This is a genomic window from Sphingomonas mali NBRC 15500 (genome assembly GCF_001598415.1).
GTDB lineage: Bacteria > Pseudomonadota > Alphaproteobacteria > Sphingomonadales > Sphingomonadaceae > Sphingomonas > Sphingomonas mali.
In genome coordinates, this window is sequence record NZ_BCYX01000060.1 from 1 (window position 1) to 18,379 (window position 18,379).

An 18,379-nucleotide genomic window follows, 5' to 3' on the forward strand; every position below is an offset into this window, starting at 1 on the left:
CCCTTGCGACGAGGCTGGCGTCCTGATTCAGTGATCCTATTGTCGGGGGATCCGCTGATGATGGTCGGCAAAGTCATCCTGGCCGTAATGCAGCTGCGCTCCATGCGCTTGTCGAACTCATGGCTCCAAATCGAGAACGGAACCGACCCGTCGCACTCAACATTGAGCGCTTACCAGAAAAATCGCTTCTCTAGCGCCGCTCCAAGCCACTTGCGGTGGAGCGACCATTCGGCGACCCGAGCTAAGGGAGACCTTGATGGCCGACATCAGGCTCTTGCGATCGACCAAGGCGATCACATTGCGTTGGCGCTAATGAACGCCGAACGTCGGAATAGGGAAAATCGTGGGTGACCATTGGCGGCGCTATCGCAACTGCACACCGGTGCGGGCGTCGCCTCGTGGAGCGCGATGCGCTGTCAACGGCACCGATGGGGCGAATATATATACTTGACGTCGGATCGCGATCGAATCGCCGCATCGGTTGCGCGAGTATCACAGAAGCGGCGACCCACGAGAAAGCGGCCCGATCTTCTTGTGAAAACCGGGCCGTTAAGGGAAGACCTCCCCTGGGAGCTCTTCGGGTCGCGAAACTTTGCTACATTTAGGCGCTCGATTCGTATTGGACCGATTCGACGTTCAGCTGGGTTTATCAAATACGTCATAGCCAAGTTTTGGCTAACGGCCGTCGCCACTTCACCCCGATTTGCGCGTGTCCATCCATGCCGCCGCAGCTATGCTGGCCACGGTGTTTTGCGGCCATGACCGGAATCGAACCGGCAAATGCCCTGAACTACGGTGCGTAATTGCGCCGCATAACCAGCACCGCGACCATCCCCGCGCTACCAGATTATGGTTGCTTCGTCAGTTCTCGTCTGCGTCCGGCGCTCCCTGCCCGGCCGCCTTCCGCGCTCCCGCCACGGAGCCTCGATATAGGTGTATGTGACGTAGGCGACGGCAAGCAGCGTCACTATAAACAAGATCGTCAGAGCATCTCCAAGACGCGGGTCGATCGCCCATAGATCGCCATGCCACAGCCGCGCGACGACCGCCCCGATGACCGCGACAATGGGCACATGGATCATATAGATGGAGTACGATACTCGCCCGAGAAATAGCGGCGCGCGGCATTCGAGAGCACGCTTGATCCACGACGACTCGTCCAACGCCATCGCCGTGATAAGCGCCGCGTCGACGACGGGCAGCAATAACAGCCACGGGGAATTGCGAGAGAGGCCCGACAGCATCATAACCAGCAGTGCAAGCATCGTAAGCTGGATCACGATTGCGATGTCGGGAGCGAGCCGGAACGGACTGCGATCGACCAGCCAGAACACGCCAACGCCAAGTCCGAACCCGTAGAGGCACCGCAGAAAGCGGAGGTGTAGAGGCGCTTCCAACGATCCCACGGCAAGCGCGATTACCGCAAACCCGAGGATCGACACCATGCCCATGCCCGCGATCCGCCAGCGCCGCGAGGGCATCACAACACACACGCCCGCGAACACCAGATAGGCGAAAAACTCCGTACTGATGCTCCAGCTCGGAATGTTGAGAATTGCGCGATCGGTCCAGCCCATCGCCTGCGTCAGCGTCAGGTTCGACAGGATCAGCGATATCCAACTGCCATCGATGCCATACTTGGCCACTGTATCTGCGGGTGCCGCGGCATAACGGGCCGCGACTAGCGCCAGCATCACGACACCGTGACGAGATGCAGTGGGTAGAGCCGGAAGAACCGCCGGCGCATGAAGTCGGGCACATCGCGCCAGCCCTTCAGCCTGTCGACATAGGCAAGCGCGATCACGAACCCCGATAAGACGAAAAACAGGTCCACGAACGACCATGCGTTCTGGAGCGCTGGCAAACCGCGCAAATGCGAGTTCCACTGAAGATGGTAAAACGCCACCAGGAGAGCCGCTATCCCGCGCAATGCTTCAAGATTGCCGTAGAAGCGCTGCGTTGACATGCGATAGGAATAGCTTGCCGACGCAGCGTGACAAGGTGCTATGATGTGGGAATGTTTGATCGATTATATTGCCGCTTCGGATATCACTCACCGAACCTATCAACGGAGCATTGGGGCAATTCAGCTTCCGGGTCCGGCTTCGACGTAACCAATTGCACCGTCTGCGGCGTCGCCCTTACCCGGCGACCGCGAGGTGAATGGCGTGCGATCAGCTTGGGCGACCGATAGGCTAGTTCGGCTTCGGGGAATCCGGGTGCGGCATCTTGTTCGCCGCCGCGCGCCAACACAGCCGCGCGATAGCCGCCCCACGACGGTCACCCCACCCTTCCACATCGCTGCTGTACTTCGTTGCTGCCGCATCGTCCGTGATCGCTGCATCCGGCATCACTGGCTTGGGCTCGACTGCCAGACCAAGAACCGTCGCGGTTACCTTATGCCAGGGTGTCGCTGGGTGGCACACTAAAAATGATGGTGAGCGGTCACTTTCAACGATTCGAATTGCAGTTGCCGTCAGGCTCGTTTCCGACTCATCGGCGACGGCCGCGATAGCAACAAAATTCGACTTCAGCTGCGCGCATCGGATGCGATGAAATTCCTTCGGAATCGAGGGACCGTCAGCCTCACAAAAGCTGCATTGTTTCAAAGGTGCAGGTTCATCTTTTTGCTGTTTTGGGAGGAGCATTTTACTGCTCACCTGACTGACCTCCGTGGTGATGACGTGCGTGTGGCTCGCACTCGCTGAACAGCTGGTTTCAAGCATCGCCCACTTGACCCGAATTGCGCGCTTAGCGGCCGAAACTCGCAAGCAGATCAGCAGCCCATGGAAGACCTGCATTGCGAAGGAAGGGGTCGGCGAAGCTATCTCCAGCGTCCTCCGACATCGCAGCTTGTGCATTCCCGCCCGAAGCACCGCTTAGCGCCAGCGCGATAGGGCCAAGACCCAACTCGAACAGCCGATTGCCCCGTGCGGATTGCAGATAATAGTGTCGTTTAGGCGTCGCCCTGCTCACCAACTCGACCTGCCGTTCGTTCAGGCCAAATCGCTCATAGGCGTCCCGGCTTTGCGGTTCGATTGCACGGTCGTTGGGCAGCAGAATACGCTGCGGACAGCTTTCGATGATTGCCGGCGCGATGCTGCTCGATGCGATGTCGGCGAGACTCTGGGTCGCGAACAGCACCGCGACATTCTTCTTGCGCAACACCTTGAGCCATTCGCGGATGCGCGCGGCGAACAGGGGGTGATCGAGAAAGATCCAAGCCTCGTCGAGGATCAGCAAGGTCGGCCGCCCGTCGAACCGCTCCTCGAGCCGATGGAATAGATAGGTCAGCACCGGAGCCACCACACCCACCTGCCCCATCAATGCCTCGGTCTCGAAACACTGAACATCGGCGAACGCGAACTGCTGTTCGGCGGCATCGAGCAAGCGGCCGTACGGCCCGTCCAGCGTGTAGGCGCCAAGCGCGGTGCGGAGCGGATTCGACTGGAGCAGCAGGGCCAAGCCGGTCAGCGTCCGTTCCTCGATCGGCGCCGACGCCAGGCTGGCGAGCGCTGACCATATGGCATCCTTGACCTCGGGCGTGATCATGACCTTTTCGTGCGCCAGCAGAGCTGCGATCCATTCCGCGGCCCAGCTGCGTTCGGTCAGGTCATCAATATTCCGGAGCGGCTGAAACGCGAGCGTGTCGCCAGCATCGGCACCAAGCCCCAGCGCGTGATGCGCGCCGCCCATCGCCAGCACTGCCGCGCGAGCCGAGAATCCCTTGTCGAAGATATAGACCTGGGAGCGCGGATAGCGGCGGAACTGAAGCGCGATCAGCGCCAGCAACACTGATTTGCCGGCACCGGTCGGGCCGACCACGAGCATATGCCCGACATCGCCGACATGGGTCGACAAGCGGAACGGCGTCGAACCCGCGGTGCTCGCATAAAGAAGCGGCGGTCCGTCGAGATGCATGTTCCGCGCGGGTCCCGCCCACACGCTCGACAGCGGCATCAGGTGCGCGAGATTCAAGGTATGGACCAGCGGCTGGCGGACATTGGCATAAACGTGGCCGGGCAGCGACGACAGCCAGGCCTCGACGGCGTTGACGCTCTCGCGGATCGTGGTGAAGCCGAGCCCGTTGACGATCCGCTCGACGGTACGAACCTTTTCTTCGACCGCTGAGCGATCCTCGTCGGTGACGGTGATCGTCGTCGTCAGATAGCCGAACGCGACATGATCGCCGCCAAGTTCCTGTAGCGCCAGATCGGCATCGACGACCTTGTTGTCGGCATCGCTGTCCATGAGCTGGACCGGCTGGTTGTAGAGCACCTCGCGCAGCAGCGCGGTGATCGATTTGCGCTTGTTGAACCATTGGCGCCGTAGCCTGGTGAGCACCTTCGTCGCGTCGCTCTTGTCCAGCGGCACGAACCGCGTGACCCAGCGATAGGCGAAATCCTGATGGTTGAGTGCGTCGAGGATGCCCGGACGGCTGACATTGGGGAAGCCGCGCACGCTGAGCGTCCGGACATGCGCAGCGCCGAGCATCGGCTCGAGGCCGCCGACCAGCGGCGTATCGGCAAGCAGCCCGTCCAGATACATCGGCACGTCCGGGACGGTGACCGGATGGCGCCGGCCCGAAATCGTAGCATGGAGATAGGTCAAGGTCTCGCCGTCATCGAGCGCGCGCACCTCGGGCATGAAACCGGAGAAGAGATCGAGCGCGCGATCGGTCTCGGCCAAGAAGCTCGCCAAGTCCGCGTGCCAGTCGCGCCCCTGCTCGGCTTCGGACCGCTCCACCAGCGAGCGCCCGGCGGCATCAACCTTGTCCGCCGGCGGCAGCCAGAGGAGGGTCAGATGATAGGCGCTCTCGAAATGCTCTCCTTCGGCAAGAAACGTGGCCCGCCGCTCCTGATCGACCAGCCAGCTTGCCGCATCCGGAAAATCGCTGTCGGGATAGGCCGCCGCCTCGCGCCGTTCTGCCTCGAAGAAGAGCGCCCAGCCGGTCCCGAAGCGCTTCAGCACGTTGTTCGCCCGGGCACAGGCTGAGACCAACTCGGCCTCGGTCGCCGATTCCAGGTCGGGGCCGCGGAAGGCCAGCGTCCGCTGGAAACTGCCATCCTTGTTGAGCACGACGCCGGGGCCGACCAACGCCGCCCAGGGCAGATGGTCGACCAGCCGGTCCGCACGGCTGCGATATTCGGCGAGGTTCAGCACGCGAGATGACCTTTCTGTCGAAGATGGCGGATGAGAATGCGTGCGAAATCCGGGTCGCGACGCGCGGCGAAAACGGCAACGCTATGTCCGATCGCCCAAAGCGCGAGCCCGACCACCCATTGCTGCAGGCCGAGGCCGACCGCTGCGGCGATGGTGCCGTTGACGATCGCGATCCCGCGCGGCGCGCCGCCCAGCAGGATCGGCGAACCGAGGCTCGCATGGATGGGAACCTCGAACCCGTCGATATGCGATCCCGCGCCGATCACGAGATCAGCGCTCCGCCGCCGAAGCTAAAGAAGGACAGGAAGAAGCTCGAGGCGGCGAACGCGATCGACAGGCCGAAGACGATCTGGATGAGGCGGCGGAAGCCGCCCGCCGTCTCGCCGAACGCCAGCGTCAGGCCGGTTACGATGATGATCATTACCGCCACGATCTTGGCGACCGGCCCCTGCACCGATTCCAATACCTGCTGGAGCGGCTGCTCCCAGGGCATGCCCGAGCCGGCAGCCAGAGCCTTCTGGACCAGGGCGGCCGCCAGAGTGATGAGTAGGACGGAGGCGCGCGCGAGAGTCACTGCGAGCCGCATAAGGACGGAGCGGATGAACCAATGGCTGGGAAGGCGATAAGAACGCATGATCATTCTCCTTTGGGCTTGGGGGACGAAAGAACGTCGACAAGGCCGTAGCCGCCGTCCGGATCGACGCCGGTGACGCGCGCGATGGTCGAGACGCGCCGGTGCACGCCGCGCCCCGAAATGAAGACGATGATATCGATCGCCTCGGCGATCAGCCGGCGCGGCACGGTGACCACGGCTTCCTGGACGAGCTGCTCGACCCGGTAGAGCGCCGCCATCGCACTGTTGGCGTGAACCGTGGCGATCCCGCCCGGATGGCCGGTGTTCCACGCCTTGAGCATGTCGAGCGCCTCCGGGCCGCGCACCTCGCCGACAATGATGCGATCGGGGCGCAGCCGGAGCGTCGACCGAACCAAGTCCGTCATGCTGACCATGCCGGGCCGGGTGCGCAGCGCCACCGTGTCGGGCGCCGGGCTCTGCAGCTCGCGCGTGTCCTCGATCAGGATCACGCGTTCGTCTATCCAGGCCATCTCGGCGAGCAGCGCATTGGCGAGCGTGGTCTTGCCCGAACTGGTGCCGCCGGCGACGAGGATGTTGAACCGCTGGGCGACCGCTGTCTTCAGTCGGTCAGCAGCCGCCTCGGTCATGAACCCGTCGGTCACATAATCGTCGAGGCCGTAAAGGCGCTCGGCAGGCTTGCGAATCGAAAAGCAAGGGCCGACCGAAACCGGCGGCAGCACGCCTTCGAAACGCTCGCCGGCGCGCCCCTCCATGTGCGGCGGCAGTTCGGCCGAGACGATCGGCGCGTCGCCATGCACCTCGGCCCGGGCATGGCTCGCGACCAGCCGGATGATCCGTTCGATCTGGGCTGCGTCGAGTTGGACGTCGGTTTCCACCCTGCCCTCGCCCAATATGTCGACGCGCAGAGCGCCGTCTGGATTGACCATGATCTCGACGACCCGGCTGTCGGCCATCGCCGCGGCGATCGCTGGCCCCATCGCAGTGCGCAGCATCGCGCGGCGGCGTTCGGCGGAGACCGCGCCGGTCATCGATTGTCTTCGGGGTTCGCGCCGAACGTACGCCGGCCGGTGGCGATCTGCCTTGCCACCTGCGCGACGAACGCCTCGAACCGCTTGCGCGCGATCGCGCGGCCGGCCTCGTCGTTTTCGGCGAGCGGGGCGTGGATCGCGAGCTCGTAGCGTACGAACAAGGCGAGCGACTCGAGCAGGATATGGTCGTTGCGCTCGATCCGACCGAGCGCATTGGTCATCCGATCGAGCCGCAGACCGAAACGGTCGTCGAGCTCGGACGCGCCGCGGCGATTGAGCCAGGCGGTCACTGCATCGGCCAGGATCGCCGACTTGGAGGCGCCGGGCTTTGCCGCCAGCGCTTCGAGCCGATCGCTGAGCGGTTTCGGCAGGAACAATTGGTGGCGGATCTTGTCGACCATCGTCACACGTCCAGCTGAAGATCGCCGGGCCGGCCGCCGCCGGCGTCGATCGTATAAACCGTCCGCGCCGTGCCCAGCGCGCGGGCCTGATCCATCGCCCGCTTATCGCCGGCGGCGTCGATATCGTCGTCGCCGAGACCGAGCGGATCGGCGACGATCACCTCTTCGGGGGCGGGCTTGTCGATCTCTTGGCCGGGATGCCGCGCCTGTTCGAGCCCCCCGGAGCCGCCCCCTTCCCCGTCGTCGCCGGCCAGTCGCGCATCGGTGTCGAGAATGACCGTATGCCAGTCGTGATCGCGGGACGCCGGGCGATCGCCATATCCATCGGTTGCCAGCGCAGGCGGCGGCAGCACGCGCACCTTGAAGTTGGCGTCCTCGTAGTAACGCAGCTTTCGCGCGCGAATGGGCGGTGTGCCCGCGACCAGGACCAGCTCGTCGGTCGGCGCGAGCTGCATCACCTCGCCGGGCGTCAGCAGCGCGCGGGCGGTCTCCTGCCGGCTGACCATGACATGCGCGAGCCAGGGCGCGAGCCGGTGCCCCGCATAGTTGCGCATCGCGCGCTGTTCGGTCGCAGTGCCGAGCGCGTCCGATATCCGCTTGGCGGTGCGTTCATCGTTGCTCGCGAACGCCACGCGGACATGGCAATTGTCGAGGATCGCGTTGTGCTCACCATAGGCCTTCTCGATCTGGTTCAAGGATTGCGCGATCAGGAAGGCACGGACGCCGTAGCCGGCGAGGAACGCGAGACTGGTCTCGAAGAAGTCGAGCCGGCCGAGTGCCGGGAACTCGTCGAGCATCATGAGCAATTTGTGCCGGCGCCCTGCCCCTTCCGCATGCAAATGCTCGGTCAGCCGGCGACCGATCTGGTTGAGCACGAGGCGGATCAGCGGCTTGGTCCGGCTGATGTCCGATGGCGGCACGACCAGGTAGAGCGACACTGGCGACTTGCCCTCGACCAGATCGGCGATGCGCCAGTCGCAGCCCGACGTCACCTCGGCAACGGTGGGATCGCGATAGAGGCCGAGAAACGACATGGCGGTCGACAACACGCCCGACCGCTCATTGTCGGACTTGTTGAGCACTTCGCGCGCCGCGGACGCGACGACCGGATGGACCACCGGCGCGTCGGGCGTGCCGAGATGATTGGTGGTCATCATCCGCCGGAGCGTCGCGGTGAACGGCCGTTGCGGATCGGACAGGAAGGCCGCAACACGGGCGAGCGTCTTCTCCTCCTCCGCATAGAGGACGTGAAGAATTGCACCTACCAGCAGCGAATGGCTGGTCTTCTCCCAATGATTACGCCGTTCGAGCGCTCCCTCGGGATCGACCAGGATGTCGGCGATGTTCTGGACGTCGCGGACTTCATGCTCGCCACGGCGCACTTCGAGCAGTGGGTTATATCTCGCTGATCGCGGGTCAGTAGGATTGAACAGCAGGCAATGCGAGAAGCGCGATCGCCAGCCAGCGGTCAGTTGCCAGTTCTCGCCCTTGATGTCGTGGACGACCGCTGAGCCGCTCCACCCAAGCAACGTCGGCACGACCAGACCGACGCCCTTGCCCGAACGAGTCGGCGCGAACGCCATGACATGTTCGGGACCGTCGTGGCGCAGATAGCGTCGGTCGGTCGCCCCGAGGAACACGCCGCGCTCGTCGAACAGCCCGGCGCGTCGGATTTCTGCCTCGGATGCCCACCGCGCGGAACCATAGGTCGTGACTTTACGACGCTGCCGCGCGCGCCACAGCGACCCGAACACGGCTGCGCCGCAACCGATAAAGCCGCTTGCGGCCGCGATCGAACCCGCCTCGTCAAACACCCTTGGCGCATAGGCATCGTAGTGAAACCACCAGCCAAAGAGGGCCCAGGGGTGGTAGATGGGACGGCCGAAAGCGTGGAACCAGGGAGCGCCAAGCTCAGGCTGATAGGCCAGCGCCTCGGCCGCCCATTGTGTCGCGAACCAGATGCCAGCCATCACGATGGCAAGGACAGCAAGGATCTGGCCAATCAGGAGTTTTGTGGGAGTCATGCCAACCTCTGCGCGCAGCGGAATCGGGGTAAGGGCGCGAAAGCCAAACTCGCCTCTTTGTCTCGCGTTCGGGAGAGCCTCGCTGGTGACGGGCACTGTGCGTCGGGGGTCCCGCAGTGCATCGCTACAGCACTATGCGCCTTAGTTGCGGCCAATCCAGCTTGTGCCTGCGGCACCCGTGCGCGCATTCATTCACACATTTTTGGGCACGACGACGCCGGTGATGGGAAACGTCCCAATCTCGTTCGTTCAGATTTGCACTCGCGAGTCCCGACGGTACTCGAAGGCTGTGCGAAGGCGCTGCCGCCAAAACAGCGTTCCAGTGGGTGGTTAGTTGTCGAGCGAGGGCCCTTCAGCGCACGCCGATCGCGCGGCCGGTTGGTCGCTTGAACCACTACAACTCAGGTTTTATTGAGCCATCGCCGCATGCCTTCGATGCGGTCCGTTTCATCGACTAGCATATCATACTAGGCGGCTATGCCTTTGAGCGTTGCACGAACGTCTAGGTCGCTCGCGGCCTCGGAATCCCGTCGCTCCCCCTGATCATCACGGGTGTGCGGTCGACTGCCCGCGCTACGGTCTCTAGACAACTACATATGCGAGCTTTCGTCATCGCCGGTCGCTTGGCGATCCAACTTCCAACCGCCCGGCGTCCACTTCATAGGGATACCGCAATCACGACAAACGGAAGTATATCGCCCGCCGCCGATGAGCCGTGAAGCTGGATCGCGACGATGATAGCCCAGTAGGCAGCGGATGCGTGCAAGACTCATAGTACGGCCGCTCGAACTAACCGACGATATATACCGCCCTCAGCCGAAAACGACGAGTCCCGCGCGACATCCCTCGACCGTCCCCGCCAGCACCGTCACCTGCTCTGGATTCGTCGGATCAAGCCGGCTTCGCGCCCAGCGTCCCGCACTTAACGAACTTCCCGTTCGCCCCACAACATTTCTTCGTGGTGGTCGCGGCCGACTTTGGCGGCGGGCACTTGATGAATTTGCTATTTGCTATGTGCGTCGCGCCAGCGAACTGGTGGACCGGTAGATTTAGCTCAAGGGAGGGCCCAAGCGAGGCACTAATCCGTGCCGCGAAAGAACTCATTAACCAACTCTGTCTAGCACCGACACGTTAAAGGAGTGCTCAGACCAATGTCGTTCGCAACCGCTCCGCTGGCGTTCCAAGATAATGTCGCGCCGCTTGATGTCACGATCGTCATGCCGTGTCTGAACGAAGCTACTAGTCTGCCGCACTGTATCGCCAATGCCCAGCTCGCGCTGGTCGAGATCAAACGGCGTTTCGATTTGGAAGGCGAAATCCTGATCGCCGACAACGGATCGGTCGATGGGAGTCAGGATATAGCAGGGCGGCTCGGTGCGCGGGTCGTCGCAGTGTCGAACAAGGGCTATGGCGCCGCAATCATCGGCGGCGCGGCAGGCGCATTTGGTCGATTTCTGATCATCGGCGACGCCGACGGCAGCTATGATTTTACCGACGGCGTGGCGATGATCGAGGCGCTGCTAGGCGGGGCCGATTTGTGCATGGGGTCGCGTTTCCAGGGAGGAATCGCGCCCGGCGCGATGCCGTGGAAGAACCGCTATATCGGTAACCCGATCCTCACCGGCGTTCTCAACCTCCTGTTTCGCAGCCGGGTCGACGACGCACATTGCGGCCTCCGGGCGATCACACGCGAATCTTTTCTCGACCTACAGCTAAACGGCCAGGGCATGGAATTCGCCAGCGAGATGGTGGTGAAGGCCAGTCTTCGGAAACTGCGCATCGTTCAAACACCCGCAACTTTATCAGTCGATCTGCGCGATCGTCCGCCGCATCTGCGCCCGTGGCGCGATGGCTGGCGGCATTTGCGCTATCTCGTGATGCTTAGCCCGACCTTGGCATTCGGTGTGCCAGCGGCCGCTGCAATCAGCGTCGCAATCGCAATCCTTGTGGTCGCACTGCTTCACTACGCCGGTGCGATTCCGGGGGCGGGGCCATTCGGTGCTAGTTGGACGATCATCGCGGGCTTCATGCTCAGCGCGGGGCATTTTGCGGCGTTGATGGCGGTCGTGGCGCATGTCGCCGGTGTGCGCGAGGGATATCGCCGCTTGCGCCCATCGATCAGCCGACTGGGGCTGCTGCTAAAGCTCGAGACTATGCTGGGGCTGGGCGCGATGTTTCTGGCGATCGCCATGGCAATGTTGGCAGCGATTGGTTGGCAGTGGCGCGCGGGCAATTTCGCAGCGCCGGCGAGCGTCCTTCCTATTGTATTGGCCGGCGTGATCGGCGCGATCGGGCTCCAGACCATATTCGGCGGCTTCATGATCGCCATTATCGGGGGTCACTCGGCCGATTTCGTGCGGGCAAGGGGACAATTGGCATGACGCTTCGCGTCGCGGCGGTCGGGCTGGGTTGGGTATGTCTCAACCGGCACTTGCAGTCGATGCAGCGATCCAACCGGTTCGACGTCGTCGGCGTCATCGATCGTGCGCCAGGGCGAGCGCAAGACGTTGCTGCAAGGTACCATTATCGACACAATAGCCAGACATCGGACCTGAGCTCTGTCGCTTGGCTCGATCAGGTCGACGCGATCACGGTCGCCACCGCTCCGATGGCCCATTTCGCGCTCGTTCGCGAAGCCATCGCGCTCGGCAAACACGTCCTGACCGAGAAGCCGTTCACGATGACCGTGGCCGAAGGAGAGATATTGCTAGCCGAAGCGGCAGCTGGCGACCGCCAGCTGGCGATCGTTCACAATTTCCAGTTCGCCCGCTCCACGCGCCGGCTGCTTGGCGATATTGTCGATGGAGCGCTCGGCACGGTCAGCAGCGTCGACGCGGTTCAATTCGGCAATCCGCAGCGGCGCTTGCCGACCTGGTGCGAAGAGCTACCATTTGGGCTGTTTTACGACGAGAGTCCGCACCTGCTCTACCTGTTGCGCGCAGTTGCCGGCGAATTATCGCTGGCCCGATCGCTTGTCGTCCCGAGCCGGGCTGGCCTCTCCACGCCGGCCCGGGTAGAGGCTTGGTTTCGCGGCAGCCAGGGTGACTTTCCGATCCGGCTGGCGTGTAATTTCGAAAGCCCAGTCAGCGAATGGTATCTGATGGTCGCCGGCGAAAAGGCGGTCGGCATCGTCGATATATTTCGCGATATCTACATCCGGCTGCCCAATGACGGCCGGCACGATACGCTGCGCGTGCTGCGCACCAGCCGGGCCGCGACGTTTCAACACTGGCTCCAGCACCTCACCAGCGGCGTACCGCATCTAACGGGCCGACTGAGTTACGGCAATGATGAGGTGTTCGACCGGTTCGCCAGCGCTGCCGCCGGAGATGCAGCGGCGATAGCGCCAATCAACGCCGCGGCGGCACAAGCCGTTCTTTCGTTGCAGCACGCCATCATCGATCAAGCGGAAGCGATTTATTCATGAGCAAGCTCGACCTGTTCAGCACCTTTACTTCGGCCTATCCGGCGCAGCCTGCGACAGCATTCTGGCGCGCGATCGAGATCGGCGCGCTGGCCAGTCGTAACATACCGCACGGACTGGGGCTCGACTTGGGCTGTGGCGACGGGCAGCTGACCGAAATTCTGCTCGATCAGATCGGTCCGCGTCGCCTCGTCGGAATCGACCTTGACCCACTAGAAACCGAAGCCGCCCAGCGTTTTCCCTTTTACGAGAGAGTCGATACCTGCTCCGCCGACGCCATTCCGGAAGCCGATGCGAGCTTCGACTTCGTAGTATCGAATTCGGTCCTGGAACATATTCCGCCACTTGAAGGCACGATCGCCGAAGTCGGTCGGTTGTTGAAGTCGGGCGGGCGCTTCTTTTTCACCGTCCCCGGGCCCGGCTTCCACGACAATCTGGCTGGCACCTTGTCACCCTGGGGCGACCGTGCCTCCTATCTTCATGCGCTCGACAAGCGGCTCGCACACTTCCACTATCTGTCGCCGGCCGAATGGGCGGAAATGCTGGGGCGCCACGGCCTCGCCCTCGATGTTTGCCTGGGCTACCTCGACCTGCGGGAGACTCGCCGCTGGGAGACATTGTCACGGTTTACTGGCGGGCTTCTCTACAGCGCGTTCGGCAATAGCGCGCGACCGATCGAAATTCAGCGCAAATTCGGTGCTCGCGCATTGCAGAACGGGGCTAGTCTGCCAGCCGCACTCGCGACCCCGCTGGCCCGCCTGATGCGGGCTGGGGTCGACGTGGCGATTGGCGAACCTCGCTGGACGCCAGTCGATATTGCATCATGCCTGCTCATCGAGGGCCACCGCGAATGACGGAGGCTGACCCGAACACTGTAATGCCGCGCTACGCGGTGGTGGCCGGATCGTGTCTGGTTCTGCACAATTTGATTATGATCACTGCAGACTATGCAGGCCTATCCATGTGGCAGGCGGCGGTCACGTCGTTTTGCATTATGGTGGTCGTCGGCTATCTCCTACTTTGCATGTTCGTTTTCCATGGCACCCGGAGCTGGCGGGGATTTCTACGCTATGCCGGCGCGATGGCGGCCAATTTTCCACTTTCGACCGGACTGCTATGGATCCTGTTTGGGCTGCTTCACCAGCCGATGGCTATGGCTGCGCCCACCGTCACGCTGGTGATGGTGATGGTCAATTATCTGGCTAGCCACTGGGCAATTACCGGTAAGCGGCCCTCGCGGTCGCTGGGCGCATAGCATGCGGTTGCTGACCGTAACGCATTTCTTCGAGCAGCATGGCGGCGGGGTCGAGCGCGTTGCCGGGCACCTCAATCGCTGCTTCACTGCCCAAGGTCACGAAACGTCGTGGGCAGCCAGCGCCGACGACCGTCTTCCGGACGCGGGGACCGCCAGCCCCGTGGCTATGCCATGCATCAACGCAATTGAGCGGCTGAGCGGGCTGCCGATGCCGATACCGGGACCTCGCGCGCTACATCGCCTCGCCACTGCGATTCGCACGAGCGACGCGGTTATCGTCCATGACGCACTCTATCTGAGTTCGATCGCCGCCATGCTATTGGCCCGCTGGCATGGTAAACCGATAACGCTTATCCAGCATATCGCGGCGATCCCGTTTTCCAATTCGCTGCTAAGATGGGTGATGGCGCTCGCCAACCGGCTCGTCACGCACCCCATGCTGCGCGCCGCCGACCAGGTGATCTTCATCAGTGACACAACACGCGCCGCCTTTTCCGGGGTGAAGTTTCGTGTCCCGCCGCGGCTCCTCTTCAATGGCGTGGAATCGTCGCTTTTCCGGCCCGTACAGAGGAAGCACGATAGCACGCTGTTGTTCGTCGGCCGCTTCGTCGAGAAGAAAGGGCTTTCGATAATTCGCGAAATGGCCGCTGCCCGCCCCGAGCGGCAAGTGGTCCTTGCGGGAAACGGGCCGATCGATCCGGATGCTTGGGACCTGCCCAACGTGCGCGTATTGCGGGATCGCTCGGGCGCGTCGCTAGCGGCGCTGTACCAAGCGGCCGACGCCCTGATCCTACCTAGCGTGGGTGAAGGTTTTCCGCTGGTCATACAGGAAGCGATGGCGTGCGGATTGCCGGTCATCTGCGGCGAAGAGGCGAGTCGCGCCGATCCTGGCGCCAGTGCGTGGCTGTATCCGATCGATATCGACCTGAGCGATCCGTCGGGATCGGCGGAGCGCCTGATTACTGCCGTTGACGCGGTCGGCATGACTCCTGGGGAACGGGCGGCAATGAGTGCCTATGCGATCGCGACCTACGATTGGGGCAAGATGGCCGAGCAGATCGTCGCTCAATTCGGTAGCCCCTCTACCCGACAGCCAAGCCGTCGCGCTGCCTCTTCCAGCGCCGCATAAGCGGGAGTCGGAGCCGGCGCGGCAGCGCCGAATGCCTTCGACAATCCGCCGAGATGTGTTGCGTCCAGAAAGGCGATCGACCCGCGCGCGCACAGGCTGGTCAACGCTGCCGGCGTCAGTTCCCCGCCAGCAAGCACGAGCGGACGATTGTCGAGATCGGGACGATTAATCACGAGATCCTGCGCAAATGGAGCGGCAAGATCGTCCACCACGACATAATCGGCCTTGGTTGCGTCACGCGTGGCCGCGATCGCCGCGACGGGCGCGACCATTTGATGCGCCATGATGGTATGCAGCGGCAAGATAACCGCCAAGCTGGCCACTGTGGAAGCTAACATAGCAGTGAACGGAGTTTGCCCCTTTTCTTCGAGCCGGCTCCAGCCGTATCCGCCCAGCAGGCAAGCGTTGCCTATCAGGCCGTGCATATAACGATATCCCCAGCCATGCCCTTGATACGGCATCATCACCAATAAGAGAGCAACCGGCAAAATCAGCCCGAGCACCAGCGCACGTGCGATCGGATCGGCATTCCAGCACCGGTAGCTGCCATAGCCAGCAAGCGGCAGCAGCAGCAGATGTTGCCACGTGATGAAGCGCACCAGATTGGCCGCCATCACCCCCACGCCCCATGCGTGAAGCCCTGTAGCCGCATGCAGGAAGCGCTCGGCATAGCCAACCCCAGGGACCGTGGCAGAGTTTGCGACAGGTGCGACGCCATGCGCACTGATCCAGAGCGGCCAGCCGAGCCATAACAATCCGATCGCGCCGTACGATGCGCAATAAAGCGCCAGTAGTCGCCAACGCTTTGTCGCCGCCAGCATCGTCAGAAACGGCAGGACGAACAATGGATGGAACAAAGGCTGGTGAAGGCCGGTAGCCACCAGACCCACAGCGATCGCCATGGCATGCGCCCACGGTCGGTCCTTGAGGAACAGCCACAACCACAGCAAATTGAGCCCGAGATGGGCGCTCATCGCATAGGCCGTCATGCCGGTCAGCCATATTTGCGACGATCCGGCGTATAGCAACAGGGCAACGATCTGGCTCGCCGCCGATCGTGGCCAGAGCCGCGCCCCGATCCGCCACAGTGCGATCGCACCAAGGCCGACGAAAAGAGGTCCGGTCAGCGTGGCGTCGCCGAGGCGCAGGAATATCGCGCGGATCACTGCGTTCATAGGCAAATAGGCCGATACCCATGCCTCGTGATTTCCGATCGGCAGAATGAAGGTCTGGTTGAAGATCGCCGCCGTATCTCGCGCTTCGGGCGGAAACGTCGCATATAACCTGCCGCTGGCGAAGATGATGGCGTCGAAACTCGCCATTTGCTCGTCACGGCTGAAGTCATACCGGCCAAAGACCAACCGTGTGCCAATCCAGCAGAGGAACATCATCAGGACAGCAGTAATGAACGCAAACAACCAGGGTCGCGGCATTTGAGCCTGGGGTCGAGTCAAACCTGGCCCCCAGGCGACCAGCAGCAGGGCGGCGACGGTGACCAGTCCTACCGCCAGATCCTCGCGAACGAATAGATGGCGCGACATGGAATTATTGAGCGCCGACGGCACATAATCGGGCGCCATCGTGAATGCGACCGACATAAACAGCGCGGTGATCCCCGCAGCCCCCGTCGTGAGACACCGAAATACGCGGCTACAATCGCTATGCTGCATATTTCCCCATTTTAGGTCGGCAGTCAGACAGCCAGGGCACTAGCCGATAAAGTGCCGCGTGAGCAAAATCCGCCATTCATCGGTTGGTACGGGCTCTTTAATTAATCCGGCTCGACGTCGGCTATTTACCTCTGCGGTCAGAAGCTGCCCCTCCCTCCGGGCCCATCCGCCCCCCGTTTGGGGGCACTATGGCTTAGAACGTCCGCTATCGCGACCGATCAGACCCGCAGATGTCCGTCCGTTACCGGTCCATTAGCCGCCATCCCGGCGACCACGGGGATGATGTCCGCTCTGGCCGGCGCGCTGCCCAAAACCTGCCAGGCCGCTTATGATGCTGTGGACGGCTCTCCACCCCTCCTGCGGTGATATCGCAGGGTTGAGCTGGAAGGAGAGTCACGATGGAGAAGATTGCAACGATCGGCCTGGATATCGCGAAGTCTGTGTTCCAAGTGCATGGGGTAGGTGCGGATGGTAAGGTTTTAATCCGCCGCCGGCTGACGCGAGCGAGGATGCTGCCGTTCTTCGCCAAGCTGCCACGCTGTCTCGTGGGCATCGAGGCGTGCAACAACTCGCATTACTGGGCGCGCGAACTGACCGCGCTCGGCCACGACGTGAAGCTGATGCCGGCGCAGTACGTGAAGCCCTACGTCAAGCGCGGGAAGAACGATGCGGCCGATGCCGAGGCGATCTGCGAGGCGGTGACACGCCCGACGATGCGCTTCGTTGCGGTGAAGAGCCCGGAGCAGCAGAGCCTGATGATGTTGCACCGGGTGCGGCTGATGCTGAACCGGCAGCGCACGCAGATTTCTAACGCGATCCGTGCTCACATCTCGGAGTTCGGCGTCGTGGCTCCCGTTGGCAGGCTCGGCGTTGATCGGCTGCTCGACGTGGTCGCCGACGCAAGCGACGATCGCGTTCCGGAGGATGCGCGTATGTGTCTGCAGATGCTGGCAGCGCAGCTCGAAGTGGTGAAGCAGCAGATCCTCAAGAACGATCGGCGCGTGCTTGCCAGCGCACGGCGAACCGAACTCGGTCGCAGGCTGATGGATATCCCGGGCGTGGGGCCGCTCCTGGCGAGCGCGTTCGTCGCCTCGGTCGCCGACCCCACCATGTTCAGGACAGGTCGCGATCTAGCTGCCTGGATCGGCCTCGTACCCAAGCAGAACTCGTCTGGTGGGAAGGATCGGCTCGGCAGCATAACGCGCGCCGGCAACCGCTATCTCAGGCAGATGCTCGTTGTCGGCGCCATGGCGGTAATCCGTTACGCGCAGCGACACGGCACAAAGCGGCCTTGGTTGGTCCAACTGCTCGCCCGCCGGCCTACCAAGGTTGCCGCGGTGGCGCTCGCCAACAAGAACGCGCGGATGGTCTGGGCGCTGATGACCAGCGGCGAACGCTATCGCGAGCCGATGCGGATAGCGGCGTAGAACGTTAGCGCGAGGTTCGCGCATACGAGGTTGGGAAGGGCAAAGAGGAGTTGATGCACTAAGCCGGTTGAAACCGCCGGATCGGGAAAACCCATTTTGGGCCGTGGCGCTTCGAGCGCGAGCAATAGGTCGGGACCCGGTTCGCGCGAAAGGCATCATGGCCAGCGGCGCATGACAAAGCCGCATCGAAAGGCCGGACACATGGCCGCCTCGACCAGCGGAATGCAGAGCTTCGAAAAACCCCTTGCCAACGGAGGGCCGTT

General features: G+C 62.7%; 17 protein-coding genes. 7 read left to right on the forward strand and 10 right to left on the reverse strand.

What is annotated here, in order from left to right; all coding sequences use genetic code 11:
• Positions 1-351 (forward strand): hypothetical protein (locus SMA01S_RS25040; RefSeq protein WP_218016945.1); only part of this gene is annotated, 351 nt, incomplete at its 5' end.
• A gap of 488 nt (positions 352-839) precedes the next feature.
• On the opposite strand, the gene SMA01S_RS22180 is transcribed toward SMA01S_RS25040, so the two are convergent.
• The 9 genes from SMA01S_RS22180 to SMA01S_RS22215 form a co-directional block, all read right to left on the reverse strand.
• Complete coding sequence (locus SMA01S_RS22180) at positions 840-1,694, reverse strand: acyltransferase family protein (protein WP_066827444.1); 855 nt, start codon at positions 1,692-1,694, stop codon at positions 840-842.
• On the reverse strand, positions 1,694-1,966 hold the full coding sequence (locus tag SMA01S_RS25325; RefSeq protein WP_066827445.1) for an acyltransferase family protein: 273 nt from the start codon (positions 1,964-1,966) through the stop codon (positions 1,694-1,696). Before SMA01S_RS25325 ends, SMA01S_RS22180 begins: the two co-directional genes overlap by 1 nt.
• A gap of 229 nt (positions 1,967-2,195) precedes the next feature.
• On the reverse strand, positions 2,196-2,801 hold the full coding sequence (locus SMA01S_RS24730; protein WP_157094095.1) for a hypothetical protein: 606 nt from the start codon (positions 2,799-2,801) through the stop codon (positions 2,196-2,198).
• Positions 2,752-5,163 (reverse strand): conjugal transfer protein TrbE, encoded by a 2,412-nt coding sequence (gene trbE / locus SMA01S_RS22190; RefSeq protein WP_066827447.1) that lies wholly within the window; start codon positions 5,161-5,163, stop codon positions 2,752-2,754. Before trbE ends, SMA01S_RS24730 begins: the two co-directional genes overlap by 50 nt.
• Positions 5,157-5,429 carry a VirB3 family type IV secretion system protein gene (locus SMA01S_RS22195; RefSeq protein ID WP_066827448.1) on the reverse strand — a complete coding sequence of 91 codons (273 nt, stop codon included), beginning with the start codon at positions 5,427-5,429 and terminating at the stop codon, positions 5,157-5,159. Before SMA01S_RS22195 ends, trbE begins: the two co-directional genes overlap by 7 nt.
• Positions 5,426-5,749, reverse strand: a complete 324-nt coding sequence (locus tag SMA01S_RS22200) for a TrbC/VirB2 family type IV secretion system protein (protein ID WP_066827468.1) — start codon at positions 5,747-5,749, stop codon at positions 5,426-5,428. The genes SMA01S_RS22195 and SMA01S_RS22200 overlap by 4 nt, the downstream gene beginning before the upstream one ends.
• Before the next feature lie 50 nt (positions 5,750-5,799).
• Positions 5,800-6,786: a P-type conjugative transfer ATPase TrbB gene (trbB, locus tag SMA01S_RS22205; protein WP_066827449.1), complete on the reverse strand. Its 987-nt coding sequence runs from the start codon at positions 6,784-6,786 to the stop codon at positions 5,800-5,802.
• A complete protein-coding gene (locus SMA01S_RS22210; protein WP_066827450.1) occupies positions 6,783-7,187 on the reverse strand; it encodes a CopG family transcriptional regulator in 405 nt (134 codons plus the stop codon). Before SMA01S_RS22210 ends, trbB begins: the two co-directional genes overlap by 4 nt.
• A gap of 2 nt (positions 7,188-7,189) precedes the next feature.
• Positions 7,190-9,211 carry a conjugal transfer protein TraG gene (locus SMA01S_RS22215; protein WP_066827452.1) on the reverse strand — a complete coding sequence of 674 codons (2,022 nt, stop codon included), beginning with the start codon at positions 9,209-9,211 and terminating at the stop codon, positions 7,190-7,192.
• A 1,151-nt stretch (positions 9,212-10,362) separates the two neighbouring features.
• Here SMA01S_RS22215 and SMA01S_RS22220 point away from each other — a divergent pair.
• The 5 genes from SMA01S_RS22220 to SMA01S_RS22240 are packed head-to-tail and all read left to right on the forward strand — an operon-like array spanning position 10,363 to position 15,019.
• On the forward strand, positions 10,363-11,592 hold the full coding sequence (locus tag SMA01S_RS22220; protein WP_066827455.1) for a glycosyltransferase family 2 protein: 1,230 nt from the start codon (positions 10,363-10,365) through the stop codon (positions 11,590-11,592).
• Entirely contained in the window at positions 11,589-12,638 is a 1,050-nt protein-coding gene (locus SMA01S_RS22225; RefSeq protein WP_066827457.1) for a Gfo/Idh/MocA family protein, read from the forward strand. Before SMA01S_RS22220 ends, SMA01S_RS22225 begins: the two co-directional genes overlap by 4 nt.
• A complete protein-coding gene (locus SMA01S_RS22230; RefSeq protein ID WP_066827459.1) occupies positions 12,635-13,489 on the forward strand; it encodes a class I SAM-dependent methyltransferase in 855 nt (284 codons plus the stop codon). Before SMA01S_RS22225 ends, SMA01S_RS22230 begins: the two co-directional genes overlap by 4 nt.
• Positions 13,486-13,890: a GtrA family protein gene (locus SMA01S_RS22235; protein WP_066827460.1), complete on the forward strand. Its 405-nt coding sequence runs from the start codon at positions 13,486-13,488 to the stop codon at positions 13,888-13,890. Before SMA01S_RS22230 ends, SMA01S_RS22235 begins: the two co-directional genes overlap by 4 nt.
• 1 nt (position 13,891) lies before the next feature.
• Positions 13,892-15,019, forward strand: coding sequence for a glycosyltransferase family 4 protein (locus SMA01S_RS22240; protein WP_066827462.1), 1,128 nt, complete (start codon positions 13,892-13,894; stop codon positions 15,017-15,019).
• On the opposite strand, the gene SMA01S_RS22245 is transcribed toward SMA01S_RS22240, so the two are convergent.
• A complete protein-coding gene (locus tag SMA01S_RS22245) occupies positions 14,956-16,617 on the reverse strand; it encodes a hypothetical protein (RefSeq protein ID WP_066827464.1) in 1,662 nt (553 codons plus the stop codon). The two genes, SMA01S_RS22240 and SMA01S_RS22245, sit on opposite strands and share 64 nt — an antisense overlap.
• A gap of 470 nt (positions 16,618-17,087) precedes the next feature.
• Here SMA01S_RS22245 and SMA01S_RS22250 point away from each other — a divergent pair, with 470 nt between their 5' ends.
• Positions 17,088-18,116: an IS110 family RNA-guided transposase gene (locus SMA01S_RS22250; protein ID WP_066827466.1), complete on the forward strand. Its 1,029-nt coding sequence runs from the start codon at positions 17,088-17,090 to the stop codon at positions 18,114-18,116.
• Positions 18,117-18,379: the final 263 nt, after the last annotated feature.

Coding starts and splice junctions, on each gene's coding strand:
- SMA01S_RS22180 (WP_066827444.1), bottom strand. CDS start 1,694: ATGCTGGCGCTAGTCGCGGCCCGTTATGCCGCGGCACCCGCAGATACA.
- SMA01S_RS25325 (WP_066827445.1), bottom strand. CDS start 1,966: ATGTCAACGCAGCGCTTCTACGGCAATCTTGAAGCATTGCGCGGGATA.
- SMA01S_RS24730 (WP_157094095.1), bottom strand. CDS start 2,801: ATGCAGGTCTTCCATGGGCTGCTGATCTGCTTGCGAGTTTCGGCCGCT.
- SMA01S_RS22200 (WP_066827468.1), bottom strand. CDS start 5,749: ATGCGGCTCGCAGTGACTCTCGCGCGCGCCTCCGTCCTACTCATCACT.
- trbB (WP_066827449.1), bottom strand. CDS start 6,786: ATGACCGGCGCGGTCTCCGCCGAACGCCGCCGCGCGATGCTGCGCACT.
- SMA01S_RS22210 (WP_066827450.1), bottom strand. CDS start 7,187: ATGGTCGACAAGATCCGCCACCAATTGTTCCTGCCGAAACCGCTCAGC.
- SMA01S_RS22215 (WP_066827452.1), bottom strand. CDS start 9,211: ATGACTCCCACAAAACTCCTGATTGGCCAGATCCTTGCTGTCCTTGCC.
- SMA01S_RS22220 (WP_066827455.1), top strand. CDS start 10,363: ATGTCGTTCGCAACCGCTCCGCTGGCGTTCCAAGATAATGTCGCGCCG.
- SMA01S_RS22225 (WP_066827457.1), top strand. CDS start 11,589: ATGACGCTTCGCGTCGCGGCGGTCGGGCTGGGTTGGGTATGTCTCAAC.
- SMA01S_RS22230 (WP_066827459.1), top strand. CDS start 12,635: ATGAGCAAGCTCGACCTGTTCAGCACCTTTACTTCGGCCTATCCGGCG.
- SMA01S_RS22235 (WP_066827460.1), top strand. CDS start 13,486: ATGACGGAGGCTGACCCGAACACTGTAATGCCGCGCTACGCGGTGGTG.
- SMA01S_RS22240 (WP_066827462.1), top strand. CDS start 13,892: ATGCGGTTGCTGACCGTAACGCATTTCTTCGAGCAGCATGGCGGCGGG.
- SMA01S_RS22245 (WP_066827464.1), bottom strand. CDS start 16,617: ATGTCGGTCGCATTCACGATGGCGCCCGATTATGTGCCGTCGGCGCTC.
- SMA01S_RS22250 (WP_066827466.1), top strand. CDS start 17,088: ATGGAGAAGATTGCAACGATCGGCCTGGATATCGCGAAGTCTGTGTTC.